The following is a 15340-nucleotide window of genomic DNA, read 5'->3' as shown; positions in this document are numbered from 1 at the left end:
AGCTAAGGGGATAGTGGCCACCCGAGGATTGAATTTTTGCCCCCAAAATCACTGCTCGTGAAGGAAGCATTCCTTATCTATCGTTGTCTGAACTAAGCTAGCGTCGCCAAGTCAAGGAATAACCGGTTGGGATACCCTGTTCAGTTGTGCAAAGCTTTGCTGCTGATAAAATGCAATCTGTCCATTCGTTAATGGGCGAAAATTAAGTTGTTGATATATGGAAGTTTATGTGATATTTTAAATATGCGAAGAACGCAGATTTCGGATCTAATTCCGAAGTTTGCGTTCTTTTTTTGTTTATTTTCATAACAAGAAAGGGAACAGGTGGATTTTGAAAAGGGGGTGAGGAGTTGAATCGCAGGAGAAGCCTGCTTATTAGCTTGGTTGCTGCGCTGATGGCCGGTTTGCTTGTGTATGGCGTGTATGTCATGCAGTTAAAGCAGATCGAGCTTCAGCAGACGGTACGGGTTGTTGTGGCAAAGGATTTTATTCGTGCAGGAGTGCTTATCCGTGAGGAGATGGTGGATTTTAAGCTCGTGCAAAAGGGAAGCTATACAGGGAACATGCTGACGAAGCTGGAGGAGGTTGTTGGACAGGAGACGTTGATTCCGCTAGGAAGGGAGGAGCCTATTTTGAGGTGGAAGATGAATCAGTATCATTTGCTTCCCAGTGAGCGGCAGGCTACTTTTCAAATTCCGAAGGAGTATTTGCTGTCAGTTTCCAATGGAATTCGTGCAGGGGACCGGGTGCGTATTTATTTGTCCGGTGCGGATGGAAGTTCGCGAAGACTTTTTGAGGAACAGGAGATTACGGTTGCTTCTGTGAAATCTTCAGCCAATGTCGAGGTAGATAACCCGAAGAATTCCAATCTATTGTCTAAAGTGGAGGGAGATAAAGAAAAGATGTATGCTTCCCGATTGGAAGCGAACGGAGCGATTGATCAGATAAACTTGAATTTGGCTGAACAGGAGTGGCTTCAAATTGATCAGCTATGCAGCGCGAAGAAAGCGAAGCTGGTGATTGCTTTTAGTTCCACTTCCATTTTGGCAGGAGATTGAAAGGAGGCGTTAGGTTGAATATCGGACTAGTGTCGACGGATCAACGATTAATTGATGAAATTATTAATGTGGTTTATAGAAAACCACTGAACTGGGTAATTGCCTCAACAGCCGTTGAATTTACCTGCAAATTAAAGGAACAACCTTTTTCTCATATGATTATCTCAGATCGGGTATTGGATTATGGCGATTTGGAAGAGTTTATGGAAGAGCTGCTGAAGCAACAGGCGGGGGTAAACATTATTGTTTTGCTGTCCAACTACCATGATGCTTCGATCAATGAAAAGTATGTGAAAATGTGCAAACTGATGAAGCTGGATTTCATTCAACCAGGCAGGAGCACTGCGGTGATTGCAGATGATATACGGTCTTGGGTGGACGGTTCGGGAGGAGATCAGGAGAGTCGCCAGTCTTCGGGAAAGGTACTGACATTCATAGGCTCTACACCTAACATTGGAACGACTTTGGCATCTTTTGGAGTAGCGTACTCGTTGGCTTTGGAAACATCAAAGAAAGTGGGATACATCTGTCTAAATTTAAAAAGCTCAAAACTTCACCGCTATTTAGGCAGAGAAGAACATGGGTTTACGCTAGATGGGTTGAGAGCGGAGTTGAAAGCACAGAGCCTTACAGCGGATCGGCTAATTCAGGTTTGTGATAAACCAAAGGGGGCTCAAGGGCTGTATGTTTTATATGGGAATATGCTTCGTGAACAAGCAGAGTTCTTTGCGCCCGCAGAGATTGTGCATTTGTTACGTGTCGCTCGAAGTGCCTTTGACGTTTGTGTTATTGAGGTCAGCGCGTATTGGGATAATGCGGCAACGGTTTGCGGGTTGTTGGAAGCTGATAGCAAGATTGTGGTCACAACGGCGGATATCGCACATTTCCAAGAGGATTTCTCGAAATGGATTCGGCAGGTTGGTTCTGTTTTTGGGCTTCAGTCGGACAGCTTTGAGCTCTTAGCTGTACAAACCGACCACTACGCAAAGCATAGTGAATTCACAATAAAAGATATCCGCAAGGAAACACAGCTGCATCTTATTGGGCAAGTTTCCAGACATACGGATGCGCTGTCCCGCTGCAATCAGGGCAAGCTGCTGGAGATGTTTGCACTAGGCCATCCTATGCACGAGGAAGTTAAAGCTGTTGCATGCAAGTTCATTGATTACTACAAACTGCCTAGGAAAGTGAGTATACGACCGGCAACTTGGCTGCAAAAAATGGTGGCAGGTCGACGTGCAGCAACTTAATTCGAACAGCAGGAGAGGTGAGGGGAGTGAGTGAGGAAAGGTTTTCGATTATTACTTACATGCATGAATGCAAAACGGAAAATACCGCAATGAGGCCGTATACTCCAAATGAGGTTTTCAATGTTGAGGCAAGAGGAGATGAGGATAGTTCAGCGCAGTATACGCACGAGGATGCAGTTTTTAATCAAACGGTTGAAGATATACGCAGTGAGCTCGTCATCTTGAGGGGCAGGACAGAAGCGGAAAAACAGATGTATAACGAGACTTTGAATCGAGCTATTCTTGGTTACGAGGAAGATCGAGGGAAGCTGCTTGCGATTATTCATGATCTGGTTTCCAAAAGAAGGCTTTCGGGCATTCCCCCTCGGACAACTGGCTATACCACCTTGCCGGAAGCTATTTTTGCGGAGATTATTGGGCTTAACGTACTTGAGCTTGTGTTGAAACAGAAGGAGGGACTTGAAGAGATACAGGTTGTGGGAAGACAAATTTTTGAAGTGCGTGGTGGAATGGCGAAACCATCTGCCTATATTCTGCCTTCCATACGTGAGCTGGAGCGCATTCAACAGAATTTGGTGCTATTTAATAATGATACGATGAACCCCAGAAAGCGGTGGGCTGAGGTTGTTTTACGTGATGGATCGCGGGTTACGATGACCGGTTTTGGGTTCACGGCGGAGCCTACATTAACGATTCGCTTCTACACGGTGAAAAGATTTAGTTTGGCTTCACTGGCTGCCGCAGAATTGGAAACGATGGACGGCAAGATGGGAAAATTGTTGCTAAGTTTGATTCGATCTTATTTTAATATGGTTGTGATAGGTCCGACGAACTCTGGCAAGACGAATTTGATAAAGGCGATCATAGCAGAGATGGATGACAATGAGAGGATTATTACGATTGAGTCACGGTTTGAGCTGAATTTGAAGCGCGATTTTCCGAACAAAAATATCGTCGAATACGAAATTGACGAGGAGGATCCGAGGCATTCGGGTCAGCAAGCATTTAAGCTGGCTTTAAGGCAATCGCCAAAGCGGATATGTCATGCCGAAATTCGAGATGAGGATGCCAATTTGTATGTGAGAGCTTGTACACGCGGCCATGAGGGAAGTATTACTTCTGTTCATGTGAGCCAGCTTGAAGATGTTCCAGATGCTATTACAGATATGTGTATGCTGGATGGCAGAGGGATGAATCCACTGAGGTTAACAAAGCGAATTACAGAATATGTGACGCAAATCGGGTTGGAGATGGCAGTCGTCCAGGGAAAGCGAAAAATTGTGCGAATCGTCGAATATCGGTACGAAAATATGGAGGTGCATGTCACCAATCTAGCAGCTTATGACAAGTCGACAGATGGTTGGACATTTCCCGGGAAATTGTCGGTTCATGCATCGCGAAAAATCGTTAAGGCTGACCGAGAGGGGCATGCTTTGTTGACGAAGCTCGGTTTTATTGAGAAAGAAGGCGGCTAATGAGATGATTTTCGCTAAATATGTCTGTTTGGCTTTGCTGTTTGTGCTGGTATTTATTTGTATTCAATCGCTTTTACACGTATTGGCCCGACAGCGTAAAGCTAGATTTAGACTGCAATATGTCAAAACTTCCGCGTACGGTGCTAGATTCAGCGAATATTTGGGGAAGAGGAGTGTGTTAGTTAAGCATGTAAAGGAAATGATGGAATCCGTCGAATCGAGAATGAGTATGAAAGCGATGCTTACGATCACGCTGATTTTATTGTTAATCGGATTATTGGCAGGGAGCTTATTTTTTCAATCACTCAAAGGGGTTGTTATTCTGACTTCGATTAGTATTTCATTGCCTTATATGCTGCTTCGGCTGAAGTTGGTCAGCATGAGGCTGCGAACCAGATTGGAATTTCTTCCTGCTGTTGAAGTGTTCTATCAGTACTACATGGTGGATCCACACAAAAATATGAAAATATCGTTGAAGTATTGTTTAGAGGAGAACCGCATTTTGTACCCGATTAAGCCTGTATTCGAGCAATTATATCGTAATTTAATGACACAGCGGGATACTGACGAGAGCTTACGTATCTTCTCACTCACTTTAGGTCATGCATGGGCTGATTATTTTGTCGGTATTATGCGTGTTGCTTTAACGGAAGGCATCTTTGTTGGCGATAGCTTAAAGGAGCTTGTTGTTGATATGCGAAAAGCTCAACGGTCGGATCAGTTGGAAAGAAACCGGCTTTTGGAAATTCGGATTGCAAACTTTACGCCGATTTTGTTTCTTGTTTTGTTTCTATTTATTAATTTTAAAATTAATCCGGATAATGCGTACATGTACTATATGGTGGATCCTGGCGGACGAAATATGATTTTGGACGCACTTTTGCTTATTTTCGTTTCGTTTTTAATGGGGATCTATTTATCCATGCGAAGAATGTGAGGAGCTGGTTCTGTGATTTTTGATAGTAATCAAATGACTGTCATTCAGGTTGTTTCCAATGTTTTGCTTTTCCTGTTCTTCATGACCGTTATTTATCATGCCTTGAAATTGCTGCCTGTTCGGACAAAACGATGGAGATCGCTGAGGGTTAAGAAGATGCTTCAAGAGACTGAGCTTCCTTCCTGGCTGATCTCATTGATGGGCATGCAAACAAAAGCCGTAGAGGAAAAACGTCAGCTGCTTCTCGGATGCGGTATTTGGTTGAATGCTGCTTTGTATGAAGGGGGAAGAAGGATGCTGCTGGGAGCAGCTGTGCTTCTTGGGGCTGTTGGATATTTGGCTCTGCAGTATCCTGTTTTTACGTTTCATCTGCAGCCGATGTACATTCTGGTGGGGGCTGCGTGTGTAGGTATTTTTTTGTTTTTCGATACCAACGTACTGGCTCAATTGAAAGAAAAACGGGCGCATCGGATTGTTCGTGAGATTTATATAATCAGTCATCACTTGCTCTATTACAATGATTCGCAGCTTAATTTGCATGCCAAGCTTACTTTATGTGCGCCACAAACAAGGTCGATACGAACACATTTTCAGATGCTGCTCAATGAGTGGTATCAAGGGTCGGAAGCGGCGATTAAGCAGTTTAGAGCCAGACTTGGAACAGATGAAGCTCATAGCTTCGCGGAGACGTTGAACGCTTTGAGACTGAACGAGCATGAGAGCTATTACGAGTTATTAAAGCAAAGAATCCAAGATTATAAAGAGAAAATGGAATTGGTTAGAGATAGTAGAAAAGAGACGGTGTCTTATCTTCTGTTTGTGTTGGCAGGACTTCCGATTCTGAACACGTTTCGGGTGTTTATGTATCCTTGGATTGCCGAAGGCCAGCGGCTATTCGATACGATTAATTAAGGGGGCAAGGGATGAGAAATATTTTGATTACTGTGATGATGCTGATTGTGGTGGCTTTTCTGTTTACAACGATTATTAATGATGGTTCGACAGGAATGAGACGGAATATATCCACGCATGGTACACAGGCTAACTCAGACATTACAGCGTTAAGGCCTTAATGATGGGGGATTGGCTGTGAGATCGATCCTCGTTACGGCGATGCTGATTATGGTGGTGATTATAATTTATAAAGATGTGGCAGGGGGCAGCACGGGTACAAGACAGCAGGTTCATAATAGTGGAGCAAGAATCAATGAGAGCATTGAGCAGATTAATCCATGAAGCAGATCTTGGTTTTTATTTTACTTGCGACTTTACTATGCTGGTTTATGTTCGCTCCCGTATACAAGCATATAATTATTGTCAGACAGGCTGTTTTACAGAAAGAGGTCGATTATTTGCTGGAAATTGGCGCGAACGGCAGGCACGGATATATTAATAGCGCGATGATTCAGCAATCCCGAGATCGAATGGAGGAAAGAGGTTTCATTTCTGGAGATCTTATATACACGGTAGATACGACTACAGGAACTGGCGGTACGGATGAAAGTACACCTGTCTGGAGAGGAACGGGCTTGCGGCTGCATATGACATATCCTTATCACCGGCTTTTTGTTATTGATCAGCTTGTTGGCATTACGGTTCCTGCCGCTTCTAATCGTATGGGGGCGTCGGGTATGAAAATGAGTGAATACGTGCCTTGAAGGTTGAGGGGATGGTTTGTATAAACTGCTTTTAGTCGTTTTGATGAGTGTGGTCTATATGTCATTGTTTGCGCTGCAAACGGATGAGGAGTTGGCGATGCACACTTTGTTTCAGGGCAAGCATGCTTTGAATCGAGCTGTTCATGCCGCAGCGCAGCAAAGTGATCAGGAGAAGCTGGCCGGTGGTATTCATGCGATTGATGCGTCGCAGGCCAGAGCGGTGGCAATGCAGTATTTGCAGGCAAATTTAAGGTTGGATACGGCTAATTCTCCAATGCCAAACACCTTTTTGCGCAGTGCTGTAGTGGTGGAATTATTTAAAGTTGTTAATGACAATGAAGTATTTCCTTATACCTATGCAGATCAGGCACGTGGATACTCTGTTACGCTTGATCGGCCAGGTGTCATTATGTTTATCCGATTGGAGTTTCCTCGAACGTATTCTGTTTTGCAGCCGATTACGTGGACGATTAAGTCTTCTGCAGAGATGGTCTTTTGACTGTATAATAGGATGATAAGTTATCCATTTAAGGCTGTAGGGAGAGGTACGAATGACGATTTTCAAGCAACGGCAGATGTGGCTTCAGCAGGAAATGATCCAGCGGGGATGGTCCGGCTTTTTGGTGACTCACCATGTTGATATTTATTATTACTGCGGCTCGATGCAGACGGGGTATTTGTTTATTCCTGCGGAGGGCGAGGTGCTCTACCTCGTGCGGCGCAGTGTGGTCCGCGCGGAAGAGGAAGCGTCAGCGGACGTGGAAGCGCTGGGGTCTTGGAAGACGCTGGGCGAGCGTCTTCGCGCGCGCTGCGCGGATGGATCTGCAGCAGGTGCGGCGCTGCGGATCGCGACCGAGCTGGACGTGCTACCCGTACAGTTGTACTTGCGGCTCCAGACCGCGCTGCCCGGCGCGGTCTGGGAGGACGGCTCGCTGCTCGTGCGCGAGCAGCGAATGATCAAATCGCCGGACGAAGTCGCGGCGATTCGGGAGGCCGCCCGCGTCGTCGACGCGGCGCTGGAAACGGTCATCCCTCACATCCGTGAGGGGATGGCGGAGTTCGAGCTGATGGCGCTCATCGAGCATCAGCTTCGGCTGCGCGGGCACCAAGGGCTGATGCGCATGCGCGCGTACAATTCCGAGTTAATCACCGGAATGGTCGCGGCAGGCGCGGCGGCAGCGGTGCCCACCTATTTTGACGGGCCGGCCGGTGGCACGGGGCTTCACCCGTCCAGCCCGCAAAGCTCGGGCCGCGCGCCGATTCGGCGCGGCGAACCGATCCTCGTCGATCTTGGCTGTATGATCGACGGCTATCTGATCGATCAGACGCGAACGCTCGTGATCGGCGATTTGGACCCTGAGCTGCAGCGAGCCTATGACGTGGCGGAGGAGGTACTCCGTGCCACGGAAGCCAGGCTGCAGCCTGGCAGAATTGCCGAGCATCTGTATTTGCTCGCCCTGGATCACGTGCAGGAAGCGGGGCTCAGCGCCCACTTCATGGGGTACGGCGCCGACCAAGTGAAATTCCTTGGTCACGGCATTGGGCTCGAAATCGACGAACTTCCGGTTCTCGCCAAGGGTTTCAAATACCCGCTGGCGCCTGGGATGGTCATCGCGATCGAGCCCAAGTTCACCTTTCCCGGACGCGGTGTCGTGGGCATTGAGGATACGTATTTAATAACCGATAATGGCTTTGAAAAACTGACGATGTCCAGGGATGGCCTGATTCGGGTGTAAGTAAATTTCCAAATAAAGAGACTGGCGGATTTCTAGCCGGTCTCTTTGTTTTTGAACAACTTGCAAGTATACTAGACGCATATGAGACCAATAAGGGGATATGGACATTGAGACATTTCATACCGCAAACGTTAAAATACAAGCTGTTCCTAGCCTTCTTGCTTGTTATTCTGCTGCCTATCATCGTGTTGAACATGACGCATGTTCAGAAGTTCGAGACCTTGATGAAGGAGCAGGTCAGCAGTCAAAATCTCGAACAAATGACAACGATTACATCGTCCCTTGGCAATTTATTGAGTGTTGCCGAGAAAACATTCACCCTCATTGAGCAGGACTCCTTCATTACGGCTATTTTGAAACACCCGGAAGCGGGTCTAACTTATTCCTTCGTCCAACAAAAATTGAAAGTTGAAGAGAAATTTAATGCCATTAATAATAGTGTGTTTATTGCCAATTCCTATGTGTATTATACGGTTCTGGATACAAAAGAGCTTGTATATACGTCCTACTGGCCTAATCGTATTCTAAATTATTCGGGTCTTGCAGCTATGCCTAGAATACAGGATGCCTTTCAGGGAAAATCACTTTCGAAATGGCAGTTGGAGGAAGGCGGAGCAAGCTCCGAGTTTGGTATTCAGCCTTCGCTTTTGACGATGTATAAAGTTTTGCGGGATGAGAATAATCGCATCTATGCGGTTGTAAGAATAGGGGTGGATTATCAGAGTTGGCTGCGAAGCGCGATTCCAAGCCCGGCTAATGAGGAATTATACGCTTTGGCTTCTTCGGAAGGAGAGATTTACGCACGCAGCACGACTTCGAATGCTCTTGAGCTGCCAAGTCCCATGAATACGCAAGGCTGGGAGCCGATTGGTTCCAAGGTCGAGAACGACCATATCATCAGCTATTCGAAGATTCCGGACTTGAATTGGTATCTGATCAAGCGTATTCCCACCAAATATTTATTCCACAAAGTGAATCAGCTGCAGCAATCCTACATGTTGACGACGTTGATTATTGCTGCGCTTTTTATCGTGATGACCTTCTTGATCTCAACGACCATCACAAGACCGCTGCAGCTTTTGCAGAAGAAAATGTCCGATGTCGTAAAGCGGAATCTGAAGATTCAATTGCCCGAGCAAAGCTATAAAGGAGAAATTTTGACCTTTGTTCAAGCTTTTAATAACATGGTCCGAGATGTAGAAAGCTTGCTGAACCGCTTGAAAGAGGAAGAGCGGAACAAGGAAGCAATGCGTTTTCAAATGCTGCTTTCGCAGATGAATCCGCACTTTTTGTTAAATACATTAAACACGGTGAAATGGCTTGCGATCGAAATGGGGAATAAGCAAATTCCTGAAGTCTGTGAATCGCTTGGCAAGCTGCTGGAAGCTGGGATGCGCCTGGATGTGGATTTAATTCATCTGGAGTATGAGATTGAGCTTGCTCAGAGATATGTGAGCATTCAGAAGCTGCGTTATGACCGCGAATTCGAGGTCGTGATCACGTTGGATCCAGAGCTGCGTTATGCGCTTGTGCCCAAATTGAGCTTGCAGCCATTGATTGAAAATAGTATTTATCATGGTTTTGCTAAGATAGACCGTGCAGGCCGCATCGAAATCAGAGTCCACCAAGAGGGCAATGAGCTGGTTATTGAGGTGGAGGATAATGGTGCAGGTTTGGAAAAAACGAATTCATCCGCTTCACCTGGGAATGGTATTGCCTTGAAGAATCTCGAGGAAAGGTTAGCGCTCTTATTCCGCAAGCAAGGATCGATATCTGTAGAATCGGTTCCGACAGGGACGCTCGTCCGGATTCGCACGCTGTGCTTGTTGTCTCCACCATATTTGAAAGGGGAAAGCTTACATGTGGACGGTTCTCTTGGTTGAAGATGAAGCCTTCGTGAGACGCAGCATCCGAAAAGGGATGCCATGGGAGGCAAATGGATTTAAGGTCGTGGAGGAATGTGGAAACGGCCAAGAGGCGTTGGCATTTATTCGCAAAAATCAACCCGATTTGGTCATTTGCGATATTATGATGCCAGTCATGAATGGTGTAGAGCTTCTTGCTCAGCTGCGCCGGGAGAATTTGGGCACTTGCTTCATCATGCTCACGGTTATGAACGAGTTTGCTTACATCCAGCAAGCGATGGAGCTTGGGGCATCGGGCTATGTGCTTAAGCTCTATTTGACGCCGGAGAAAATGACGGAAGCGCTGACGAAGGTACGAGGCGAGCTTGAACGGAATGCCCGGCTTGTTTCTCAAGAAATAGACGATTATTGCGAAGCGCTCTATAACGAACCAAAGCAGGGGCAATCGTTGGCGACTCCTGTGTTTAGTCGTGATGCATTTCAACCTAATCTGCTAATTCTTATAGCTCATGGGAAACATTCCTTTGATAAGCACGATGTATGTCAGCTGCCTATTTTTGAATCGGAGATGCAGGCAAGAGTGCATGTATTTACGAAAAATGGGGTGAGCACGGTTTTTTGCTCGTTTGCAGAGCTAACCAAGCTTAACATCCCGAACCATGAACAACGAACCGATGATTGGATCATGGTCATCTCCGATTGGTTGACGAACGAGGATATTCGTGAAGTTTGGACAGGCATCGTTTCTCGTCTAACAGAGCTATGGTATGCCGGCAGAACGGGAATTTTCTTTCCAAAGCCAAAAGCGCTGAAAGATCTTGCCACTACGAATTTGCCATGGCCGCTTGAGAAGAGTTTAATTCAAGCTTTTGAACAGATGAATCAAGGCATGCTCGACAATGCCAGACAAGCAATCTGGACATGGATGAGAGAGGCTAATCTGTCTTTGCTTCGTGTGAAAGAAATAGCTGAGCGCTTGGAGCGGTTGTTTGCAGAGCTGGCGCTATCCCAAGCAAACTCAGCGAGCGGGTATGCAGAGACGATTTCCCATCAAGAGGCAGGCAGCCTTTTTAAACAAAGCATTGACGGGTATCTTGCTCATTGGAAAGCCGCGAACTATGAGGTGACGGACCATGCGGAAATTAATAAAGTGATTGCGTATATGAACCAGCACTTTGAGGAAGAAATGCCGCTCACGCTTCTCGCCGGAATCGCCACGATGGATGATAAATATTTAAGTGTTCTGTTCAAAAAGAAAACGGGGAAAACGATCACGGAATATATGCTGGGCATTCGTATTGAGAAGGCTTGCAGCCTGCTGCTGCAAACGGATCAAGCGATTGCGCTTATCGGCGCGAAGGTGGGTTTCCCGAATGAGAATTATTTCGCGCGCATTTTTCGCAGAGAAGTGGGGATGCCGCCGAGTGTGTACAGACATCAGCATACGAAAAGTTGAAATCAAACTTTTGTGCTACAAGAACAAGAATTTGTTCCTTCGAACGATAAAAGGCTGGTGATATAGTGAATTTGTAACCAGCAAGCATAAGAGATAAGGGAGGTTCAAATGATGAATATAAAGAAAACAACGGTTAGTCTTCTGTCCGCAGCGCTTGTGTTGGGGGTAACGGCAGGGTGCGGTTCATCCGGCGAAAAGGCAGCAACAACCGGCAACCCAAGTGCAAGCAGCGCTCCAGAGGCCAAGAAAGCTGTAACTCTGACGATGTGGGGCGGCGTGCCAGGCGAGTCGGGTCCACAAGCGGCTGTTGATAATTGGAATGCAAAGAACCCTGATATTCAGGTTAAATATGAGCGATTCGTTAATGATGATGCGGGGAATTTGAAGCTGGATACCGCTCTAACGACGAATCAAGGCATTGATTTGTATGTCAACTATACCCTAGCAGGCTTGACCAAGCGTATTGATGCGGGAACTGCTCTGGATTTGAGCGAATTCAAGGATTACAACATTGACGATAAAATGGGTACTGACGCCAAAGATTGGAAGGTCAAGGATAAATACTACGGACTGCCTACCAAGAAGAATGTTTCGTTCGTCTGGCTCAACAAAAATGCGCTGGATGAAGCGGGACTCGCGGTTCCTTCACTGGATTGGACAATGGATGATTTGCAGCAATATGCGGCCAAACTTAAAAAAGGCACACGCTGGGGCTTCACAGAGCATATCTCCGCGTACCCTAATTTCTTCGATGGCGCCAATGCAGGAGCAGGCTTTACGAAAGCGGACGGTACATCCAACCTCGACGATCCGACGGTTCGCAAGGCGTATGAATCCATGTACAACATGATGTATACCGATAAATCCATGCCGTTGCTAGGCGAACAAATTACGAGCAAAATGCCGACAGATGCGATTTTCCTCAAAGGGGAAACTGCGATGCTGGGAGCAGGAGAGTTCATTTTCCGCAGCTCCAACAATATGAAGGACTTCCCGCGTGATTTCAAAATTGCCTTTGCTACCATTCCTAAAGTGACGAAGGATCAGGCGAATTATAAATATCCAGGCGGACTTGGCGACGTGATCTCCATCAACCCAAATTCCAAAAACAAAGAGCAAGCTTGGAAGTTTCTGAAATGGTATGCGGATGGCGGAATGATGCCGCTTGCATCCGGAGGGCGTATTCCTTCTTCGAAGGATGCGAATGTAGAAGAAGCGATCAAATTGCTTCTGGGTGACAACGAAAAAACCTATGATGTAGATTCGCTCAAAAAGGTTGTATTCGGTAAATTCCCTACCTATACAGCAACGATGGCTCAGCAGGTTATTGATGCTAGAAGAGAAGAATACGAGAAGTATTTCTTGAAGGCACAATCCTTGGATGACACCCTAAAAAACACGGTCAAACGCCATAACGATTACTTATCCAAAAATAAGAAATAAGCAAGGAAAACGGGGGGATGCATCAAGAAAAAGGCACCTCCCTTTTTTGTTCAAAAAGGAGTGGTTAATTGCATGAACTGGGCAAAAAAACAACAGAGATTAGGGTACTTGTTCATTTTACCTAACATGCTGGGCGTCATCTTATTCTTCGTTATTCCTGCACTCTTCTCGCTGGGGATCATGTTTACGAATTACAAATACACATCGCCGGATATCTCGTGGATCGGTTTTGAGAATTTCAATCGACTGTTTCACGATCCCGTCTTTTATGTGTCATTGAAGAAAACGGCTTTATTTCTCGCAGCAGTTCCTGTCTCTATAGGATTGGCTTTTCTTGTAGCGCTTGTATTGGATCGCAGCGTATATCTCAAAAGCTTGCTTCGCGCTATGTTTTTCATGCCCTATATCACAAGCGGTGTAGCGGTAGCCTTCGTATGGATGCTGTTGTTTCAACCTTCACAAGGACCTATTAACGGCTTTCTTCGTTCTATTGGGATCGAACACCCACCAGGTTGGATGTCGACTACGACGTCTTCGATGTATGCGATTGATGTCATTTGGATCTGGTTTCTGCTTGGTTATAATATGATTATTTATTTGGCAGCCATTCAAGAAATACCGCAGGAACAACTGGAAGCAGCCAAGATTGATGGCGCCAGCACCTGGACGACGATTCGGAAAATCATTTTCCCGCTAGTGAGCCCCTCCACGTTCTTATTAATGATTACCGGTTTAATTACGTCGATGAAGACGTTCGGCATGATTGAAGCCGTTACACAAGGCGGACCTGGCGGCAGTACAACGATTCTATCCCTTTTCATCTATCACAATGCGTTTCGCTACTATGAAATGGGGTATGCGTCAGCCATCTCATGGGTCTTATTCGCTATCATCTTTCTGATTACGATGATTCAATGGGTTGGTCAGAAGCGATGGGTTCATTATTAAGTAAAAAACCGGAGTGATACAATATGGAGATAAAATCCACGAAAATAGGCAGCACCGTGGTGATGTTCGTCCTCGGGCTTTTCATGATTATGCCGTTCCTATGGATGATCAGCACATCGTTTAAATCACCGAGTGAAGTATTCCAATATCCGATACAATGGATACCATCGAAGATTACACTAGAGCATCATCTCAAAGTATGGACAGGCAAGGAAAGCTTTGTTATCTACTATATAAATTCGTTGAAAATTGCTTTGATCTGCATGGTGGGTGCGACCTTCCTATCCTCTTTGGCCGCTTATGGCTTTTCACGGATTGAGTTTAAGGGAAGAAACCTGCTCTTCATGTTCTACCTATCTATGATGATGGTGCCGCCGCAGGTGCTGTTTGTTCCCAAATTTATTTTATTTGATAAAATCGGCATTTATAATACGCATTGGGCATTAATTCTGCCGGGGTTGTTCACGATTTTCGGCGTATTCCTGATGCGGCAATTTTTCCTCTCGATTCCACAGGAGATTACAGAATCCGCTTTTGTGGACGGGGCTGGGCATTTCCGTATTTTCTTTCAGCTTATGCTGCCTTTGGCGAAGCCCGCGCTTGCTACACTGGCGATTATTGATTTCTCGTGGAATTGGAATGACTATGAGAATGCGCTTGTTTTCCTGCTGGATCGAAATCTGTATACCGTACCGCTGGGCATGCAGAATTTCATTTTAGAATTCAATATTGACTATAACGGGATGATGGCGGCAACATCCGCAGGGATTGTCCCTATGCTGCTCGTGTTCCTCATTGGTCAAAAGTATATCATTCAAGGCATCACAGGTTCTGCGGTAAAAGGCTGATCCGACACACAAAAACTCACCTCCCTGTTTCAGGGGGTGAGTTTTTTGCTGCTTATATTTTCTCTTATATTTTCTCGATAACCTTATCGATCAGACCGTAAACACGTGCTTCTTCCGCTTCTAAGAAGTAATCGCGGTCGGTATCCAGCTCGATTTTCTCAATGGGCTGTTTGGTCGTCGACGAAAGAATTCCATTGAGAACACTGCGTGTTTTGAGAATATGCTGGGTACGGATTTGAATATCGCTGGCTTGCCCTTGCGTACCTCCCCAAGGTTGGTGAATCATAACTTCAGCGTTCGGCAAAGCAAATCGTTTGCCTGGAGCACCAGCTGTTAAGAGAATCGCACCCATGGATGCCGCCATACCTACACAAATGGTAGATACGTCAGGCTTAATGAAATTCATCGTATCATAAATCGCCAGACCCGCTGAGGTTGATCCGCCTGGCGAGTTGATGTAGAGCGAGATATCCTTCTCAGGATCCTCAGCAGAAAGGAACAACAGCTGTGCAACAATCGCATTGGCCACTTGGTCGTTAACTTCTGTACCTAAGAAGACAATTCTGTCTTTCAGGAGTCTGGAATAAATATCGTAAGAGCGCTCACCGCGCGCAGTTTGTTCAACAACCATAGGTATGAAACTCATCGGAATCATCCTTTCTTTTT

16 protein-coding genes are annotated in these 15340 nt (G+C 45.9%); 15 read left to right on the top strand and 1 reads right to left on the bottom strand.

Features of this window, described 5'->3' with window-relative positions; genetic code table 11:
- Nucleotides 1-350 precede the first annotated feature (350 nt).
- The 15 genes from BC351_RS20365 (at nt 351) to BC351_RS20305 (ending at nt 14674) form a co-directional block, all read left to right on the top strand.
- Entirely contained in the window at nt 351-1058 is a 708-nt protein-coding gene (locus tag BC351_RS20365; protein WP_079414560.1) for a CpaB family protein, read from the top strand.
- Nucleotides 1059-1072: 14 nt separating this feature from the next.
- Entirely contained in the window at nt 1073-2308 is a 1236-nt protein-coding gene (locus BC351_RS20360) for a CpaE/TadZ family protein (protein ID WP_079414559.1), read from the top strand.
- A gap of 26 nt (nt 2309-2334) precedes the next feature.
- The gene (locus tag BC351_RS20355) at nt 2335-3783 is read left to right on the top strand and encodes an ATPase, T2SS/T4P/T4SS family (protein WP_244209106.1); all 1449 of its coding nucleotides are present in this window, start codon (nt 2335-2337) and stop codon (nt 3781-3783) included.
- A gap of 4 nt (nt 3784-3787) precedes the next feature.
- A complete protein-coding gene (locus tag BC351_RS20350) occupies nt 3788-4720 on the top strand; it encodes a hypothetical protein (protein ID WP_079414558.1) in 933 nt (310 codons plus the stop codon).
- 12 nt (nt 4721-4732) lie between these two features.
- Entirely contained in the window at nt 4733-5632 is a 900-nt protein-coding gene (locus tag BC351_RS20345) for a hypothetical protein (protein ID WP_079414557.1), read from the top strand.
- Between the two features lie 11 nt (nt 5633-5643).
- On the top strand, nt 5644-5793 hold the full coding sequence (locus tag BC351_RS42760) for a hypothetical protein (protein WP_167388032.1): 150 nt from the start codon (nt 5644-5646) through the stop codon (nt 5791-5793).
- 16 nt (nt 5794-5809) lie between these two features.
- Entirely contained in the window at nt 5810-5956 is a 147-nt protein-coding gene (locus BC351_RS42325) for a hypothetical protein (RefSeq protein WP_158082163.1), read from the top strand.
- Nucleotides 5953-6378 carry a hypothetical protein gene (locus BC351_RS20340; protein WP_079414556.1) on the top strand — a complete coding sequence of 142 codons (426 nt, stop codon included), beginning with the start codon at nt 5953-5955 and terminating at the stop codon, nt 6376-6378. Before BC351_RS42325 ends, BC351_RS20340 begins: the two co-directional genes overlap by 4 nt.
- Before the next feature lie 16 nt (nt 6379-6394).
- Nucleotides 6395-6877, top strand: coding sequence for a hypothetical protein (locus tag BC351_RS20335; protein WP_079414555.1), 483 nt, complete (start codon nt 6395-6397; stop codon nt 6875-6877).
- Between the two features lie 52 nt (nt 6878-6929).
- Nucleotides 6930-8114 carry a M24 family metallopeptidase gene (locus BC351_RS20330; protein WP_079414554.1) on the top strand — a complete coding sequence of 395 codons (1185 nt, stop codon included), beginning with the start codon at nt 6930-6932 and terminating at the stop codon, nt 8112-8114.
- A 107-nt stretch (nt 8115-8221) separates the two neighbouring features.
- Nucleotides 8222-9997, top strand: a complete 1776-nt coding sequence (locus BC351_RS20325; RefSeq protein WP_079414553.1) for a cache domain-containing sensor histidine kinase — start codon at nt 8222-8224, stop codon at nt 9995-9997.
- Entirely contained in the window at nt 9975-11435 is a 1461-nt protein-coding gene (locus tag BC351_RS20320) for a response regulator (RefSeq protein WP_079414552.1), read from the top strand. Before BC351_RS20325 ends, BC351_RS20320 begins: the two co-directional genes overlap by 23 nt.
- 108 nt (nt 11436-11543) lie before the next feature.
- Nucleotides 11544-12878: an ABC transporter substrate-binding protein gene (locus BC351_RS20315; RefSeq protein ID WP_341866010.1), complete on the top strand. Its 1335-nt coding sequence runs from the start codon at nt 11544-11546 to the stop codon at nt 12876-12878.
- A 72-nt stretch (nt 12879-12950) separates the two neighbouring features.
- A complete protein-coding gene (locus BC351_RS20310; protein ID WP_079414550.1) occupies nt 12951-13826 on the top strand; it encodes a carbohydrate ABC transporter permease in 876 nt (291 codons plus the stop codon).
- A gap of 23 nt (nt 13827-13849) precedes the next feature.
- Complete coding sequence (locus BC351_RS20305) at nt 13850-14674, top strand: carbohydrate ABC transporter permease (protein ID WP_079414549.1); 825 nt, start codon at nt 13850-13852, stop codon at nt 14672-14674.
- 64 nt (nt 14675-14738) lie between these two features.
- Here BC351_RS20305 and clpP read toward each other — a convergent pair whose 3' ends face one another.
- Entirely contained in the window at nt 14739-15320 is a 582-nt protein-coding gene (clpP, locus tag BC351_RS20300) for an ATP-dependent Clp endopeptidase proteolytic subunit ClpP (RefSeq protein ID WP_079414548.1), read from the bottom strand.
- Between the last annotated feature and the right edge of the window lie 20 nt (nt 15321-15340).

The organism is Paenibacillus ferrarius, assembly GCF_002027705.1.
In the GTDB taxonomy this organism is placed as follows: Bacteria; Bacillota; Bacilli; order Paenibacillales; family NBRC-103111; genus Paenibacillus_E; species Paenibacillus_E ferrarius.
Note: the sequence above shows the minus strand (reverse complement) of the source record. Positions and strands in the feature narration are given on the sequence as shown.